The 17,679-nt window shown below is 37.6% G+C and carries 20 protein-coding genes; 4 read left to right on the forward strand and 16 right to left on the reverse strand.

Translation table 11 applies throughout. The features are described 5' to 3' along the window. Positions 1-5: 5 nt before the first annotated feature. From ACW0JX_RS25140 to ACW0JX_RS25210, 15 genes are all read right to left on the reverse strand, one after another. Entirely contained in the window at positions 6-1,517 is a 1,512-nt protein-coding gene (locus tag ACW0JX_RS25140) for a tetratricopeptide repeat protein (RefSeq protein ID WP_459245180.1), read from the reverse strand. A gap of 139 nt (positions 1,518-1,656) precedes the next feature. Continuing rightward, positions 1,657-2,169, reverse strand: a complete 513-nt coding sequence (locus ACW0JX_RS25145; protein WP_459245181.1) for an acyltransferase — start codon at positions 2,167-2,169, stop codon at positions 1,657-1,659. Between the two features lie 33 nt (positions 2,170-2,202). Beyond that, the gene (ppaX, locus tag ACW0JX_RS25150; protein WP_089171975.1) at positions 2,203-2,853 is read right to left on the reverse strand and encodes a pyrophosphatase PpaX; all 651 of its coding nucleotides are present in this window, start codon (positions 2,851-2,853) and stop codon (positions 2,203-2,205) included. Between the two features lie 67 nt (positions 2,854-2,920). After that, a complete protein-coding gene (gene lgt / locus ACW0JX_RS25155) occupies positions 2,921-3,733 on the reverse strand; it encodes a prolipoprotein diacylglyceryl transferase (RefSeq protein WP_000924240.1) in 813 nt (270 codons plus the stop codon). A 24-nt stretch (positions 3,734-3,757) separates the two neighbouring features. Continuing rightward, positions 3,758-4,687 (reverse strand): HPr(Ser) kinase/phosphatase, encoded by a 930-nt coding sequence (gene hprK, locus ACW0JX_RS25160; RefSeq protein ID WP_001127251.1) that lies wholly within the window; start codon positions 4,685-4,687, stop codon positions 3,758-3,760. A gap of 156 nt (positions 4,688-4,843) precedes the next feature. Next, positions 4,844-5,224: a phage holin family protein gene (locus ACW0JX_RS25165; RefSeq protein WP_001267308.1), complete on the reverse strand. Its 381-nt coding sequence runs from the start codon at positions 5,222-5,224 to the stop codon at positions 4,844-4,846. 115 nt (positions 5,225-5,339) lie between these two features. Further along, positions 5,340-5,789, reverse strand: coding sequence for a DUF4275 family protein (locus ACW0JX_RS25170; RefSeq protein ID WP_459245182.1), 450 nt, complete (start codon positions 5,787-5,789; stop codon positions 5,340-5,342). Positions 5,790-5,848: 59 nt separating this feature from the next. Then, positions 5,849-8,725, reverse strand: a complete 2,877-nt coding sequence (gene uvrA / locus ACW0JX_RS25175; protein ID WP_000045587.1) for an excinuclease ABC subunit UvrA — start codon at positions 8,723-8,725, stop codon at positions 5,849-5,851. 5 nt (positions 8,726-8,730) lie between these two features. Next, positions 8,731-10,707, reverse strand: coding sequence for an excinuclease ABC subunit B (gene uvrB / locus ACW0JX_RS25180; protein WP_000400989.1), 1,977 nt, complete (start codon positions 10,705-10,707; stop codon positions 8,731-8,733). 151 nt (positions 10,708-10,858) lie between these two features. Then, positions 10,859-11,290 (reverse strand): DUF4362 domain-containing protein, encoded by a 432-nt coding sequence (locus tag ACW0JX_RS25185; protein ID WP_459245183.1) that lies wholly within the window; start codon positions 11,288-11,290, stop codon positions 10,859-10,861. Positions 11,291-11,334: 44 nt separating this feature from the next. Next, on the reverse strand, positions 11,335-11,955 hold the full coding sequence (locus tag ACW0JX_RS25190) for a hypothetical protein (RefSeq protein WP_000025200.1): 621 nt from the start codon (positions 11,953-11,955) through the stop codon (positions 11,335-11,337). After that, a complete protein-coding gene (locus ACW0JX_RS25195; RefSeq protein WP_000260342.1) occupies positions 11,952-12,713 on the reverse strand; it encodes a MerR family transcriptional regulator in 762 nt (253 codons plus the stop codon). Before ACW0JX_RS25195 ends, ACW0JX_RS25190 begins: the two co-directional genes overlap by 4 nt. Positions 12,714-12,813: 100 nt before the next feature. After that, positions 12,814-13,041, reverse strand: a complete 228-nt coding sequence (locus tag ACW0JX_RS25200; protein WP_000524131.1) for a hypothetical protein — start codon at positions 13,039-13,041, stop codon at positions 12,814-12,816. Between the two features lie 147 nt (positions 13,042-13,188). Next, positions 13,189-13,386: a helix-turn-helix transcriptional regulator gene (locus ACW0JX_RS25205; protein WP_000538364.1), complete on the reverse strand. Its 198-nt coding sequence runs from the start codon at positions 13,384-13,386 to the stop codon at positions 13,189-13,191. A 317-nt stretch (positions 13,387-13,703) separates the two neighbouring features. Then, positions 13,704-14,726 carry a YeiH family protein gene (locus ACW0JX_RS25210; RefSeq protein ID WP_459245184.1) on the reverse strand — a complete coding sequence of 341 codons (1,023 nt, stop codon included), beginning with the start codon at positions 14,724-14,726 and terminating at the stop codon, positions 13,704-13,706. A gap of 152 nt (positions 14,727-14,878) precedes the next feature. Between ACW0JX_RS25210 and ACW0JX_RS25215 the strand changes: the two genes are divergently transcribed. Genes ACW0JX_RS25215 through ACW0JX_RS25230 form a run of 4 tightly spaced genes read left to right on the forward strand, consistent with a single transcriptional unit; the run spans position 14,879 to position 17,104 of the window. Next, positions 14,879-15,772 carry a LysR family transcriptional regulator gene (locus ACW0JX_RS25215; RefSeq protein WP_089171978.1) on the forward strand — a complete coding sequence of 298 codons (894 nt, stop codon included), beginning with the start codon at positions 14,879-14,881 and terminating at the stop codon, positions 15,770-15,772. A 51-nt stretch (positions 15,773-15,823) separates the two neighbouring features. After that, positions 15,824-16,192 carry a MerR family transcriptional regulator gene (locus ACW0JX_RS25220; protein ID WP_001219212.1) on the forward strand — a complete coding sequence of 123 codons (369 nt, stop codon included), beginning with the start codon at positions 15,824-15,826 and terminating at the stop codon, positions 16,190-16,192. A gap of 4 nt (positions 16,193-16,196) precedes the next feature. After that, positions 16,197-16,736, forward strand: coding sequence for a flavodoxin family protein (locus ACW0JX_RS25225; RefSeq protein WP_459245185.1), 540 nt, complete (start codon positions 16,197-16,199; stop codon positions 16,734-16,736). An 8-nt stretch (positions 16,737-16,744) separates the two neighbouring features. After that, entirely contained in the window at positions 16,745-17,104 is a 360-nt protein-coding gene (locus ACW0JX_RS25230; RefSeq protein ID WP_459245186.1) for a macrolide transporter, read from the forward strand. Positions 17,105-17,353: 249 nt separating this feature from the next. Here ACW0JX_RS25230 and ACW0JX_RS25235 read toward each other — a convergent pair whose 3' ends face one another. Then, a complete protein-coding gene (locus tag ACW0JX_RS25235; protein WP_000637523.1) occupies positions 17,354-17,665 on the reverse strand; it encodes a heavy metal-binding domain-containing protein in 312 nt (103 codons plus the stop codon). Between the last annotated feature and the right edge of the window lie 14 nt (positions 17,666-17,679).

A 17,679-nucleotide genomic window follows, 5' to 3' on the forward strand; every position in this document is an offset into this window, starting at 1 on the left:
TTATCTTATGTGTGCGTACGCTTAACAGCTTGCACATACTTTCGGACAGTCGCTACAGATACATTATATACATCTCCAAGCTCCGACTGTGTCATTTTATTTCCTTGTTCGCCGCGTACAATGTATTCAATCGCAGCTGACCAGCCGTACACATTTGTAAATATGTCTCCAGATGTATATAAACGTATGAACGTACAAAACCAAAAGTGTAAACACTCTTCAATTAATTCATCATCTTTTTTCGTATAATTGTATAAGGCATCCGCGATTCTCGCGCACTGCTCAAATTGTTGTAAATCAGCTGGAATACTCTTATGACTATTAAGTAAAAAGAAGTACTTTGCAAGTTGCGATACGATGGGAACACCGTTCTTCGCTTGCGTTATATCAAAGAAGAATCCAACCTTCTCCGGCGTTGACAATTCATTCATTAAATATAAAGCTAGCATTTGTTCTTCTAGCGTCGCACTTTGCTGAAATGATTTTCGTAATTCTTCAAATAACACGTTTTGTCCTTCATCTGCTAAATTCAGCGCATTCCACGGTTCTTTTCCCTTTTTATCAGGATGCAATTCCACGACATGTTGCCACATTTTTTCAGCTAGTTGCTGATCTTTCACCATATACGCAGAATATGCAAACCAATAATAAAAACTAACGTCTCCTTCGTACCCTTGACGCTTTAATAGTTTGAACCATTTATATGCATGCTCGAAATAACCAATTGTTGCAAGTGTAGTTCCCAGTTTCAAACGATGTTCAAATGAAATCGGATATACCGAAACTAGCTGTCCCGCTAACGCTTCTACTTGTTTATGCTCTCCAATTGAATATAGAAAAATAAGCGTATTACAAAGCGCATGTATATTACCAGGATTTTTCTCTAAAATCATTTCTGTTAACTTCAGTGCTTTGTCTACATTACCCGATTGAAAATGTGCAATGGCTAAATTATTATAACCTGACCAAAATTCCGGATAATCTTTCGTAACAATTTCTAATGTAGCAATCGCTTCTTCCAATTGTCCATTACGAATATAACGATTCGCTTCTTCCTGCATAACAATTAAATCATCTTCATCTTCAATCTCTTCCGAACCCATTGCTTCTTCTTCCATAATCTCAAGAAGTTCTAATGTATCTTCTACGAATTCCTTCTCTTTTGCAACTTCTAAATAACGATCCGCATATTTCTTCGCCTGTTGAAATAACCCCATATATGCATAATTATTTGCAATAAAATAATAGCACTGTTCAAGTTCTGGATTAGATCTAACTAACTTTAAGAAGATTTGGTTCGACTCTTGATATTCACCAGCCTCAGATAATACTGTTGCTAATTGACATAAAATAAACGGCTCCTTCTCACTTTGTGCCGCTCTTCGAAAATATTTAATTGCATCTTGCAATTTTTGCCCTTTGTAAGCTCTCATCCCTTTTTTATAAAAGAAGTCCGCTAATTGATTAAAAGAGATAACTTGTCCGTTCTCCTTATATATCCTTTGATTTTTCCCCATATATCCTCCAGTTTTTTGTTTTCTTCGCTCACACATTCTTCTATCTATAAGTATAAACGATTCCGTAAAAAACAAAACAGTATATTATACTCAATTATTTCCTTTTTATTCATAAAAAAAGAGGAGAAATGTTACATTTTCACCATGAACCTTCTCTTGCGGTCATTTGCTCTTTCGTATAAATAATACGCATTGGATTTCCACCTACGAAAGCACCGCTCGGTACATCTCTATGAACAAGTGTGCCAGCTGAGACAGTCGCACCGTCTCCAATTTTCACACCTGGTAATATTGTTACATTCGCTCCAATCATCACTTCATTTCCAATGACGATTTCCCCAAGTCGATATTCACGAATTAAATATTCATGCGCTAAAAGCGTTGTATTATAGCCAATAATCGAATTCTCTCCCACAGTTATCTTTTCCGGGAACATAATATCCGGCATTACCATAAGCGCAAATGATGTTTTCTTTCCTACTTTCATCCGTAAAAAAGTACAGTACAACCAATTCTTCACAGATAAAAATGGCGTGTAACGCGCAATTTGGATAATAATAAAGTTTTTCATTACCTTCCAAAAAGACACTGTTTTATACACATTCCATAATGAATTTTCTCCTGAAACAGGATAGCGCGTTGTCCGTCGCACTTAGCTCGCTCCTCTACTAACTTACTTGGACCTTTATGAACGGTTCATATTAGACAAAATCGGTAGCAAATCGCTCATTTTATCTAGCATAAAGTCCGGCTTGTAAGCCTCTAAATACGCTCTACCTTTCAGCGTCCATGAAACCGCAGCTGTTTTCGTCCCCGCATTTTGACCACCGACAATATCATGATGATTATCTCCAACCATCAATGCCTCTTCTGGTTTTGCATCTAATAATTCAAGCGCTTTTTCAAGTGGCTCTGGATGTGGTTTCACATGCTCTACATCATCAATTGTCACGACAACATCAAAAAATTCATCAAGCTTTGACAACTGTAATCCCATCTCAACGGTTTGTCTCGCTTTCGTTGTAACAATACCAACTTTATAACCTTGCTTCTTCAACTCTCGAACTGTTTCATATACAGTTTCATATTCTTCTACTAATTCATCATGATGATCATGGTTAAATTCGCGATAACTTGTAATCATCTCTTCAACCTTACTTTCATCAATCTTACTGAAAGTATCATGCAAAGATGGACCGATAAATGGCAACACATCTTCACGCTTATATTGATTTGGATAATACGTATTTAAAGTATGTAAAAAAGAAGAAATAATAAGTTCGTTTGTATTAATTAAAGTTCCATCTAAATCAAATAACACTGTATTTATTCTCATTGCCTTAGTCCTTTCGCCTTCCTGAATATGAAAGAAGCAGCATCTTATAATAAGATGCTACTTTTCTCTAATTTTCCGAATATCTTTTATCAGCTTGCCCCATTTTTCGTCTCACAATAATGAAAATAATAGAAATAACAACAAGTCCAATTGACATTACTTGTGCAATACGAAGTGGTCCTAGCATTAAACTATCTGTACGTAAGCCTTCTACGAAGAAGCGTCCTACTGAATACCAAATTAAATATGTGAAGAATAATTCCCCGCGGCGTAAATTCACTTTTCTTAATGCAAGTAGTAAAATTACACCTGCAAAATTCCATAATGATTCATATAAAAACGTCGGATGATAGTACACACCCTCAATATACATTTGATTAATAATGAAATCTGGTAAATGAAGACCTTCTAAAAACTGTCTCGTTACTTCATCACCATGCGCCTCTTGGTTCATAAAGTTTCCCCATCGGCCAATTGCTTGTCCTAATAAAATACTTGGTGCAGCAATATCCGCCAACTTCCAGAATGAAACCCCGCGTCGCTTTGCAAAAAGAATCCCTGTAATAACCGCTCCGATTAAACCACCATGAATCGCCAAGCCACCTTGACGAATATTAATAATTTGACTCGGGTTTTGCGCGTAATATTCCCATTCAAAAATAACATAGTACATTCTCGCAAATAGAATAGCGATCGGTACTGCAATTAATACAAGGTCAACAAATGTATCTTTTGGAATACCTAGCCTTTCTCCCTCGCGAGTTGCTAGCCAAAGACCTAATAGCACCCCTGTACCGATAATAATCCCGTACCAATAAACAGGAAACGGCCCAAGTTGGACAGCTACGCGGTCAAGCTGCGGTACAGAACCTAACAGCATATTTATGACCTCCCTCTCCAATGTTTACTCCTGATTCCCTAACTCAATCGCACTCATTAATCGTTCTGAGAACTGCTGTGCTGCATTGACTCCCATACGCTTTAAACGGAAGTTCATCGCTGCTACTTCAATAATAACAGCCAAGTTTCGACCAGGACGAACTGGAAGTGTAATCTTCGTAAGTTCTGTATCAATAATTTTCATCTTCTCTTCATCAAGACCTAAGCGATCATAGTTTTTCTTTTGATCCCAAATTTCAAGATTAATAACAAGTGTAATACGCTTATAATTTCGCACTGCCCCTGCACCGAATAACGTCATAACGTTAATGATACCTAGACCACGAATTTCTAATAAATGCTCAATTAAATCTGGTGAGCTTCCTACTAATGTGTCTTCATCTTCTTGGCGAATTTCTACACTATCATCCGCAACAAGGCGGTGACCACGCTTCACAAGTTCAAGAGCTGTCTCACTTTTACCAACACCACTTTGACCTGTAATTAAAACACCAACACCGTAAATATCTACTAATACACCATGAACAGCAGTTGTTGGTGCTAGCTTACCTTCTAAATAATTAGTTAAACGACTTGATAATCTCGTTGTCGTTTGAGAAGAACGTAATAAAGGCATGCCTGATTCACGTGATGCTTGTAATAACTCATCTGGTACATCTTGATTACGAGTTATAATAATACATGGCGTCTCCTCGGTACAAAGCGCTTTCATTCTCTCTTGTTTTTGCTCTGTTGTTAACGTATCAAAGAACGTGAGCTCCGTTTTTCCAAGAAGCTGCACGCGATCAGCTGGATAATATGTAAAGAATCCTGCCATTTCAATTCCAGGTCGTGATAAATCACTTGTATCAATCGGACGATGAATTCCTTCCTCACCACTTATTAACTCCAATTGAAATTGTTCAATTAAATCTTTTGTCCTTACTTTTGGCATATGTATAAACCTCCACTCCGCTGCGGGTTCAGTCTCGTTTGATGTAAAATTCCATTCTACCGGATATTGTACCATTTTTTTCTGGAAACAAGAAATACGGTTTCTAATAAATAGAAAAAAACATTTCATACGAATAATGAAATGTTTTTCTTTTTGTCATTTTCTCTTTTTTTCATATAGAGGTTCCACAATTGCCTTCTCAATAATCATATTAAAAATTGAAATACAAATTGCCGCAACAATCGCTACACCAAATCCTGATATATTAAAAGCATCTCCTAATAATGAATCTGCTATTTTTAACGTAATCGCATTAATAACAATTAAGAAGAAGCCGAAAGTTACAACAGTAATTGGTAGCGTAATTAAAATTAAAAACGGCTTTACGAACACATTTAAAACCGCCAATATAATACTCGCAATAATTGCAGTTTGTATATTTGCTACGTAAAATGCATCTGGTGCAATCCCTTTTAAAAGCCCCGATACAGCGATTAACACAACGCTATTTACAAGAAGTGATACAATCCATCTCATTTCGTTACACATCCTTTTAAACATATATATTTCATCATACGCTAATAGATAATAAACGCAAGTATGATACAAACACTTATATCAACTTATTCTATCTTTCATGCTTGTATACCTACTAACACTTCCTCGCAAAATAAGGACCACACCACCTATGTTCATGAGTTTTTACAAAGGCACAAGTGAAATCTTTATCTACGATATAGATATCACCTTTATACGCATCTTCTGTCTCACACAATATATCATCCATATGTAACAAACTCGCATCCTTTATTAACAGTACCTCATCACAGTGTTGGTAGAAAATGTAGCAATCCTTTTTCACTTCATTACGAAACGCGTTTTCCGCTTCTTTACCCTCTAAACACTTCTTTTTCTCATAACTAAATATGTGCCATAGATAACCACATGCATACTTATCTCCATGAAGAAAAATATCTTCTTTTTCTTTATCACTTAAATGATTTGCAAAGTGATCCTCCCAGCGCTTTCGAAAATATACACCCCAACTTTGAAATTCTCTTACCTTCATATTTTTCTTTCTTAACACCTCTAAAAACTCCATCTTCTCCCCCTATACAATAAAAACCGAGCGTCATTTCCACTCGGTTTTCATCAATAAACTTATTGCGATAACTCTACTTCTTTTATTTTCTCTTTCATTCTTGCTTTATCACGATTTAAAATCTCTTTTAAATACTTACCAGTATACGAGCGCTCTTCTTTTACTACTTGCTCTGGCGTTCCCGAAGCGACGATTTGTCCACCTTTGTCCCCGCCTTCTGGTCCAAGATCAACAATATAATCAGCTGTTTTAATCACATCTAAATTATGTTCAATTACAAGTACCGTCTCACCACTCTCAACAAGACGTTGCAGCACTTCTAGAAGACGTGCAATATCATGCGCATGCAACCCAGTCGTTGGCTCATCTAAAATATATAACGTACGACCTGTAGAACGACGGTGTAATTCAGAAGCTAATTTCACACGCTGTGCTTCCCCACCAGATAATGTTGTTGCTGGTTGACCTAATTTCATATAACCAAGCCCAACATCTACAAGCGTTTGAAGTTTACGCTTAATTTTAGGAATATTGGCGAAGAATTCTACTCCATCTTCAATTGTCATCCCTAACACTTCAGAAATATTTTTATCTTTATATTTCACTTCTAACGTTTCACGATTATATCGTTTACCGTGACAAACTTCACACGGAACATACACATCTGGTAGGAAATGCATTTCAATTTTAATAATTCCATCACCACGGCACGCTTCACAACGGCCACCTTTTACGTTAAAGCTGAAACGTCCTTTTTGATATCCGCGCACTTTCGCTTCATTCGTTTGTGCAAACACATCACGAATATCATCGAATACACCTGTGTACGTCGCTGGATTAGAACGTGGTGTACGCCCAATTGGTGATTGATCAATATCAATTACTTTATCTAAATGTTCAAGACCTTTAATCTCTTTATGAGTACCTGGCTTCGCTTTCGCTTTATATAACTTTTGAGCTAACGATTTATATAGTACTTCATTAATCATCGTACTTTTACCTGATCCAGATACACCTGTTACCGCTACAAACGTACCGAGTGGGAATGACATTTTTGCATTCTTTAAGTTATTCTCTTTTGCGCCGACAATCTCCACTTTACGTCCGTCACCTTTACGTCTTTCAAGTGGAACTGGAATAAACTCTTTACCGCTTAAATATTTTCCTGTTAACGAATTATCATCTTGCATCACTTCAGCTGGTGTCCCTGCCGATACAACTTGCCCACCGTGAATACCTGCACCTGGTCCGATATCAAGTAAATAATCAGCAGCCATCATTGTATCTTCATCATGCTCAACAACGATTAATGTATTACCTAAATCGCGCATTTCTTGCAATGTACGAATAAGACGATCGTTATCGCGCTGGTGTAAACCAATTGAAGGCTCATCAAGAATATAAAGTACGCCAGTTAGACGAGAACCAATTTGCGTCGCTAAGCGAATACGCTGCGCCTCACCACCTGATAACGTACCAGCCGCACGACTTAGCGTTAAATAATCTAAACCAACGTTCACTAAGAATCCAACGCGCTCCTGAATTTCTCTTAAAATTAAATGAGCTATTTTTTGTTGCTTCTCCGTTAGCTCTACATTCGAGAAAAATTCTTGTACTTCTTGAACTGAATACTTCGTTACGTCAGCAATCGTTTTATCACCAACAAAAACAGCTAAGCTTTCAGGCTTTAAGCGGCCGCCTTTACACTTCGGACACGCTTGTTCTGCCATATACTTTTCCATTTGCTCACGAATGTAATCAGAACTCGTTTCACGATAACGACGTTCAATGTTTGGAATAACACCTTCAAATAAAATCTCATTTTCCTTTACTTGACCGAATTCATTTACATAGCGGAAATAAACCTTCTCTTCCCCACTTCCGTACAACACTTTATCAAATAAATCTTTCGGTATATCTTTCACAGGCATATCCATATCAACGCCGTAGTGATTACATACAGATTGTAAAAGTTGTGGATAGTATTGTGAACTTGTCGGTTCCCAAGGTGCAATCGCATGTTCATTTAATGATAAATCCCAGTTCGGGATAACAAGCTCTAAATCTACCTCTAGCTTTGAACCAAGTCCATCACAAGAAGGACACGCTCCAAACGGACTGTTGAAGGAGAACATACGCGGCTCTAATTCTCCGATTGAAAAACCACAATGTGGACAAGCATGATGTTCACTAAATAGAAGTTCCTCTTCTCCCATTACATCGATTAACACTCGGCCTCCGCCAAGCTTTAATGCACTTTCAAGTGAATCAGCAAGACGGCTTGCGATTCCTTCTTTTACAACAATACGGTCAATTACAACTTCAATAGAATGCTTCTTATTTTTATCTAACGTAATCTCTTCAGACACATCAAGCATTTCACCATCAACACGTACACGAACATATCCTTGCTTCTTAATATCTTCAAGTACTTTCACATGTGCACCTTTACGCCCAGAAACGATAGGAGCTAACACTTGTAATTTCGTACGTTCAGGATATTCAAGAACACGGTCTACCATCTGCTCTACTGTTTGTGATGTAATTTCAATCCCATGATTTGGACAAATTGGCGTACCAATTCGCGCAAATAATAAACGTAAATAATCATAAATCTCCGTTACCGTTCCGACAGTTGAACGTGGATTACGACTCGTCGTTTTTTGATCGATTGAAATCGCTGGTGACAATCCTTCAATCGTATCTACATCCGGCTTATCCATTTGTCCTAAAAACTGGCGCGCATACGCAGATAACGATTCTACGTATCTGCGCTGCCCTTCTGCATAAATCGTATCAAATGCTAATGATGATTTCCCCGAACCAGACAATCCCGTTACAACGACAAGCTGATTTCTCGGAATGGTTACATCAATATTTTTTAAGTTATGTGCTCTAGCACCTTTTACAACGATAAAATCCTTGCTCTTACTCACTCTTTTCACCCTTCCGCTTTTAATTCTAATAGTAAATCTCTTAGTTCAGCTGCACGCTCGAAGTCTAACGCTTTTGCTGCTTCTTTCATCTCTGCTTCCATCTTCGCAATTGTCTTTTCACGCTCTTTTTTCGTCATTTTCTTAGCAGGAGTTGCTTCGTATGTTTCTGTCTCTTCAGCAGTTGTCGTTGCACGGATTACATCACGTACGCCTTTTTGAATCGTTTTCGGCGTAATACCATGCTCTTTATTGTAGGCTTCTTGTATAGTACGACGACGCTGCGTTTCTTCAATTGCAATTCCCATTGATCTTGTTATACGATCTGCGTACATAATAACGCGGCCGTTTTCATTACGCGCGGCACGACCAATTGTTTGAATTAATGAGCGCTCCGAACGTAAGAACCCTTCCTTATCAGCATCTAAAATCGCTACAAGTGATACTTCTGGAATATCTAATCCTTCTCGTAATAAGTTAATACCGACCAGTACATCAAACTTACCAAGGCGAAGATCGCGGATAATTTCAATACGTTCTAACGTTTTAATTTCAGAATGAAGATAGTTCACTTTAATTCCTACATCTTTTAAGTAGTCCGTTAAATCCTCTGACATTTTCTTCGTTAAAGTCGTAATTAATACACGTTCATTTTTTGCAATACGATCTTGAATCTCTCCTAATAAATCGTCAATTTGCCCTTCAATAGGTCGTATATCGATTGGTGGATCTAAAAGCCCTGTTGGACGAATAATTTGTTCTATTACTTCTGGTGACTGCTCTAACTCGTACGGTCCTGGCGTCGCCGAAACGTAAATAACTTGATTCGTTTTCTCCTCAAACTCATCAAACATGAGCGGTCTATTATCTAAAGCTGATGGCAGACGGAATCCATGATCCACAAGCACTTGCTTACGTGCTTGGTCCCCGTTATACATCGCTCTTACTTGTGGCACTGATACGTGCGACTCATCCATAACAATTAAGAAATCTTCCGGGAAATAGTCCAATAACGTATACGGTGTTGCACCCGCTGGACGAAGTGTTAAATGACGGGAATAGTTTTCAATACCTGAACAAAAGCCCATCTCGCGCATCATTTCTAAATCATAACGTGTACGTTGCTCTATACGCTGCGCTTCTAACAACTTACCGTTATCATTTAATTCCTTTAAACGCTCTTCTAATTCTTTTTCGATATTTTCAATAGCGACCTTCATTTTCTCTTCACGTGTAACGAAGTGAGATGCTGGGAAGATTGCTACATGATCACGTTCTGCTAATACTTCACCTGTTAACGCATTTACTTCACGAATACGATCAATTTCATCGCCGAAAAATTCAATTCGAATACAATGCTCATCAAGTGATGCTGGGAAGATTTCAACTACATCTCCGCGCACACGGAATGTACCACGCTTGAAATCAATATCATTACGTCCATACTGTACATCAACAAGTTCACGAAGCAATTGATTGCGGTCCTTCTCCATACCAACTCGAAGTGATACAACTAACTCGCGGTATTCTTCAGGAGAACCTAAACCATATATACACGAAACACTCGCAACGATAATTACATCGTCCCGTTCAAATAATGCAGACGTTGCCGAGTGACGCAATTTATCAATTTCATCATTAATCTGCGCGTCCTTTTCAATAAACGTATCTGTTTGTGGTACATACGCTTCCGGCTGATAATAATCGTAATAACTAACAAAATACTCAACTGCATTATTCGGGAAAAAGTCTTTCAACTCACTATATAACTGTCCTGCTAACGTTTTATTGTGAGCCATAACAAGTGTTGGCTTTTGCACTTCTTTAATGACATTTGAAATCGTAAATGTCTTACCCGTTCCTGTCGCTCCAAGCAACACTTGCTTTTTCTTTCCACTATTAATTCCCTCTACAAGCTTCTCTATAGCTACCGGCTGATCACCTTGCGGGGAATACGCTGATATAATTTCAAATTGATGTTCCAAGTAAAATCCGACCTCCTCATAAAAATCTGTATTATTATTTTACCACGAATGCCTATAAAAAACCTAAAAAAACGAACAGATATTCGGTAAAGTTTTCGACAATATACACATAGAAAAAGGAAGGAGTAAATACTTCCTTCCTCTACTAATTCTATTTTTTAGGTACATATACTAAGTCATATCCATTGCGCCCAGCTTCATTCATACAATCTATTAACCGATAATTACTTTCTGATTCGCGCTGCTCTTTAACAATACTTTTACAACTATCTTTATGTAACCCTTTATCCTTCCCAGCAAATTTGTCTTTTCTATTATCTGACACATAAAATATATCGTTCCCACTATACTCTAACGTTTGAAAAATCGGGTCCCCTTCAAGGGTATACTGTACAATTCTTATTTTATCAACTTCCCTTTGTTCGACTTTCAAAACGAAATTTTCAAATTTATCTAGATTGGAAATCCTGGTTCCCTTTACAATGACATCGTTCTTCTTATCAATTGTAGTGTTAGATGGTGAGCATGCTACTAAACTAAAGAGAAATAGACATATAAAGCTGGTTCTTTTTTCTATTGTCATCCTCTCCTATAAAAATTATTTGTATACCCAAAAGCTACTTTCAACTATGAAAGTAGCTTTTCTTTTCCTTTCTCCTTCTTCGGAAAAACCACATATGAAAATGAAATCGCTGTATCAACTAAAAATATAATTGCCCACACTTGGCTCACGCGACTTGCAGCTTTATTTAAAACGATTCCCGATTCTAACCAATTACCCCATTGTTCAAATGGAATAAATCCATACGCGAAGAAAAAGAATATGTGCACACCAACGAATAAAACAAGATGTAATACCCAATTTTTTATTTCCTGCTTTGCATAGGCCATACCTGTTAATTCTACCTGTTCTTCAATAATAGGCGCCGGTTCATTACGCCATTTCGCAACTAGCTTTTGCGCAAATATATCAAGCTTCTTCAAATCCTTTTTCCCGTAGAAAACTGCATACAGTAAAATAATTACAGTAATAATTTGAAAATTAGAGAACTTTCCTGTTTGATAATAGTCCACTGCCCCTAATGTTAAAATAAACACTTCATTTACGAGGAGTACAATCCCCATAATAAAGCTCGCCTTCTTCAAACGGAATCCGTAACGGAGTAAAAAGAAACCGATAGCCGATAACCAAAATACAATCTCTGCTCCAATTAAAAAATACCAACGATATTCTGCGAGTATGCTCATTTATCCTTCTCCCTTTCATCATAAATACGAAAAGCTTCATCCATATATAATAAAAACTCTTCTTCAATTGGATACATGCTCATTTTCTGTGAATCTTCCTTTGATTTTCTAACTTCCCATAACTTATCTAAAAACGCTTCGTCACCATTAGCCATTTCTAAACACTTCTGCATTAATCTCTTCATTGCCCTTTGTACTTCATCACTAGTGGCTTCTTTACCCTCTTTCATAAAAATACGTAATTGCTTTAATAAATCTACCCATTCTAAAACATTCGGATCTTCCTCACTCATATTCGGCAAATTATGAAGCAACTTTTGTTCTTCCTTTGAAAATACTTCATTTTGAAATATTTCACGTATACGAGGAGACTGTTTTGAAAGCTGAATAAGTTCAAACATAACTTTCCAATCAAGTTCTCCCTCTACATCTACCGAATAAACAACTGCTTGTAAAACACGCTCCATTCGATTGAACTTCTTTTGCTCTTCTTGTACAAATCGAAGTTGGTTTTCAAGTGATTTTTTCAAATCCAGCTCACCTTTTACTAACATATTCGCAACTTCTTTTAATGAAAATCCCATTTCTTTTAAAAATAAAATTTGTTGCAAACGAATAACGTCAGCTTCACTATATAACCGATGCCCACCCTCTGTTTTTCCGCTCGGCTTTAATAAATCTATTTGATCATAATAACGTAGTGTACGTACTGTAACCCCTGTTTCTCTCGTCAGTTCTTGTATTGAAATCACTACCATCACCTCTTCCCCCTCATTATAGAAGATGACGTTACGTAACTTTCAAGTGTTTTGTAAAAAAAATACAAAAAGCTGTTTATACAAAGTGTATAAACAGCTTTTATGGAAATAACCCCTTTTGTATGGCGCGCCCACAAAATAAAATAAGTGCTCCAACAACAACACTCGTTGCCGTTTTATGATAATGGGCTAATAATAATAAATAATACGATAAACCTACAGTACCAATCATAATACAAATACTCGGCACTGGATTACGAGAAAAATTTTGCATTCCCCAAAGAAGCGCAAATATAGCTGTAGCGACACATAACACCGGTAATCCCATCCCAGTTCCCCTTTTTCTATCTATTATTCCTTGTTGCTAACACGCTCGTTGATGCCGTACTAATTAATAAACCAAAACCAATCCTTATATATTTAAACGTTTAATCTAATTGAAATCTCTCAAGCTTATCCTTTTTTTTCTCTCCCCTTACTCCAGCGTAAAGATTTCCTCCACCTTCACTCCAAAATACTTGGCGATTTTTAAGGATAACTCTAGACTCGGATTGTAATGATGATTTTCAATCGCCACTATCGTCTGCCGCGTCACCTGCATCGCCTTTGCCATTTCAACTTGTGTTATATGATTTTGCTTTCTTAACTCTTTTATTTTATTTTTCACACCCATAGGATCCACCTTCAAAAGTAAAGATATCTTTACTTAAATTATAAATATTTTCCAGTTACAAGTAAAGATATCTTTACAAATTTTAGAAAAACATTTCACTGCATATCTTCTCTAACAAAGTACAAGAGTAATTCAATTTATATCAGCGATTTTTTAAATATATCAGCGCAACTTAAAATATATCGGCGATTTTGCAAATATATCAGCGCAACTCCATTTATATCGGCGATTTCCCAAATATATCGACATCAGTAGCACCATAAGCATAAGAAAGAAGCTGCCCCAAAATATCTTTTGGAACAGCTTCTTCGTCCTACTTATATAAATCCTAATCCCCATACAAGAACGTATCCAAGAACCGATAAGCAAACTGAGCCAATCAGCCCTGCCACGAATGCTTTACTTCCTAATTTACGGAAAGTTTTAAACTCTACATTTAAACCGAGCCCTGCCATCGCCATTGCGATTAGCATATAAGCAATGACAACAATGTATCCCGCAACAACTTCTGGAATAATCCCAAGCGAATGCACTGCACTCATTGCTAAAAACCCGAAGATGAACCATGGAATTGGAAGGTCGCGCCATGATCTTTTTTCCTCGCTACCTTCACTCTTACCAAACCATAATCCGATTAAAATCGCTACTGGTACAAGCATTGCAACGCGCGTTAGTTTCACGATAACTGCGATATCTACAGCCGTGCTTCCTCCTGGCGCCGCAGCCGCAATTACGTGAGCAATTTCATGCAGTGTCGCCCCTGAGAACACTCCATATCCGTATGGAGATAGGCCAAGCACTGGATATAATAACGTATAAATAAGCGTAAATATTGTACCTAAAATTGCAATGATCGCCGCTCCAACTGCTGTTTCTTCATCTTTTGCTTTCACTTGCGGTGCAATTGCCACGACCGCGGCCGCGCCGCAAATTGCCGTACCGCATGCTGTTAAAATCCCAAGTTTCTTTTCTACTTTAAATACTTTCGTTAGTCCGTATACAACAAAAATAGTAAATGTAATAACAACCGCCGCGATGACCAATACTTTCGGCCCCGCCTTTGCAATATCAACAAGATTTAATCGCATTCCAAGTAAGATGATCCCAAAGCGCAGTAACTTCTTACTCGCAAAGTTCGTTCCTGCAATCGCATCATGAGGAACTCCAATTGCAGCGCGCCAAACCATCCCAATTAGAATAGCAATTACTAATTGTCCCATAATATTTAAAAATGGAAGCTCTGCTAAATATTTCGCGGCAATTGCGATTAATAATGTAATCCCAATTCCTTGCGAAAATCCAAAGCCCTTCTTCTTTTGTATAACAAGTGTTTGTTCCACCTTGTACCACCCCAATAATCGTATTGGAACATGCATGTTCTTTCTACTTACATTATAAGAGAGTTTCTATAATAAGTTTAATACCAATACCAAATCTCTATCATCAGAAATACTTATGATAAGATGAAAGAAAAACGAAAGGAGCTTTGCAAATGAACGTAGACATTTTAAAAATTTTTGTTACTGTCGTTGAACAGAAACACTTCTCTCGTGCAGCGGAATTATTAAATCTTTCACAGCCTGGCGTAAGTATGCATATACGCAACTTAGAAAACGAATTTGGAACTACACTCATTCAGCGATCTCCGAAACATGTCCAAGTCACGGAAGCTGGAAATATATTATATATTCATGCAAAGCAAATGCTCTCTCTTTACGAAGATGCTAAGCAAGAAATTAATGAACTACATAACGTTGTAACAGGAACACTTCGCATCGGTGCTAGTTTTACAATTGGCGAATACTTACTTCCAAAAATACTCGCTAACTATGCGAATGAAAATCCACGCGTCGAAGTGCATACCTTTATCTCAAATACAGAAGAAGTTTTGCAAAGTCTTCGCTCTAATCAAATTGATATCGGCTTAGTGGAAGGGCAAGTCGTATACGCTGATGTTAACGTTGAAACATTTATGCAAGATGAAATGAAGCTCGTCGTTCCGCCAAATCATCCACTACTCCGCACAAAGGAAATAAATGAAAGCACACTCCAAGATCAAGTATGGGTACTAAGAGAAAGTGGTTCTGGTACACGCGCTTATAGTGACCGATTTATTCATCAACACCATTTAAAAATGAAACGATTCTTTACATTCAGTAGTATCCAAAGTGTAAAGGAAGCTGTTAGTGCCGGTCTTGGCATCGCTATACTTTCTGATTGGACTGTACGGAAAGAGCTACTAGCAAAAGAACTATTCCACATCGAAGTTCCAAATGAACAACTAATCCGTCCGTTCTCTATCGTTCGCGGCAAATATTTCATTCCATCTAAAGCCATTCAAGTGTTCTTAAATTATGTAAATTCTTTTGCGAAAAAACAGAGTTGACCTTCACATTAGTGTGAAGGTTTACAATACATGTAAAAGGAGTGAAACACATTGCGAATTGGAGAATTATCAAAAGAAACTGGCGTTAGTGAAAGATCACTAAGACATTACGAAGAAAAGGGATTACTCCCTTCTAAGCGCCTCGCAAATGGCTACCGTGATTTTGATGAAAGTGCCGTCGAAAAAGTGGAGCTTATTCAAATGTACTTACAAATTGGCTTAAATTTAGAAGAGACAGCAAGGATGCTGCGCTGCCTTGAAATTGAACCGCATCTGTACGACAATCCGTGCAGCAGTATCCTTACGCTTTACGAAGATAAACTCAATGAAGTAACAAAGCAAATCACATTACTTTCCAACATCCAAACGAATTTGCAAAAACACGTTTCACTCCTAAAACAAGCAAAAGAAAAGGGATGATTACATGTTTGTTATACATGGCAGTTCAAGACAAAACGGAAATACGGAAGCTTTAACACATATGATGATTGATGGAATTGAAACAGAACAAATTTATTTACGTGATCACACAGTCTATCCTATTACAGATAAGCGTCATGATGCAGAAGGATTCCAACCTGTAAATGATGACTACGAGCAGTTAACGAAACGCATGTTAGAGCACGACACGATTATCTTTGCTACACCATTATATTGGTACGGAATGAGTGGACATATGAAAAACTTTGTTGATCGCTGGTCACAAAGCTTGCGCGATACATCTCTTCATTTCAAAGAAAAAATGAAAGGCAAAAAAATGTATGTTGTCATCGTTGGCGGGGATAATCCAAAGCTAAAAGCATTACCGCTTATTGCTCAATTCCAATATATCTTTGATTTTGTTGGTTCTTCATTTGAAGGTTATGTTATTGGAGATGCGAATGGACTGGATGAAATTAAAAACGATGCTGAGGCGCTGGCAAAAGCACAAATTTATAATAGCGAATTCAAAAATAGCAAATAGAAATAAGTTTGACAAACTGTTTAGACTTAGCAACGCAAGAAGAATTAGAAACCATGTTACAAGAATATCCTGGCACAATACTTTTCATTAGCCATGACCGTGCCTTTATTCGCTCTGTTGCAGACCATATTCTACAAGTAGATGAGAGTGAACCAAGAGTATTCCACGGTAATTACGAGCAATACACAAAAAGAACAACCGGGAATTCTGTAAACGTTACTGAACAAGAATTATTAAGGTTACAAACAAAATTAACTGAAGTCATCAGCCGGATTTCTATACCCAATCATCACGATGACATCACATCTCTCAACCAAGCATACGAAACATTATTAGTTCAAATACGGAAATGTAAAGAAGCGCTCTAATGTCTTCCCTATATATCGACGGGACCTTCCGCATTTCCCAAGAAATATTGAAACTTCGACATATAAAGTAAAAAGCCGTGCATCAGCACGGCTTTTTACTTTATCCCGCATTAACGGGCAGTAAGACTCCCACCTCAAAATTCGGTTAAGGCAAAGAAGGTAGATGGGAGACCAACTGCCCGTAAATGCCCGATTGGTTCAACTAATAATCAGTGGGGAACAAACACCCCCACTGATTAAAGTTTCACTTTATATACGAACAGCAGTCCCGCTCACAGCAACCATTAGCATCCCTTCGCGAACTACTTCGTAATCCACGTCGATACCAACAATTGCATTTGCATTTTTTTGTCTTGCGAAAGTTTTCATCTCTTCCATTGCGATGTCGCGTGCTTCTTTTAATTTACTTTCATAAGCACCCGCACGACCGCCGACAACGTCACGGACAGAAGCGAAAAGGTCACGAACGATATTCGCACCCATAATCGCTTCTCCATTGACGATATCGATATACTCAATAATTTCTTTTCCTTGAATTGTAGATGTTGTTGTTACAATCATACTTTATAGCCTCC

The sequence above is a fragment of the Bacillus sp. C-3-6 genome (assembly GCF_054509685.1).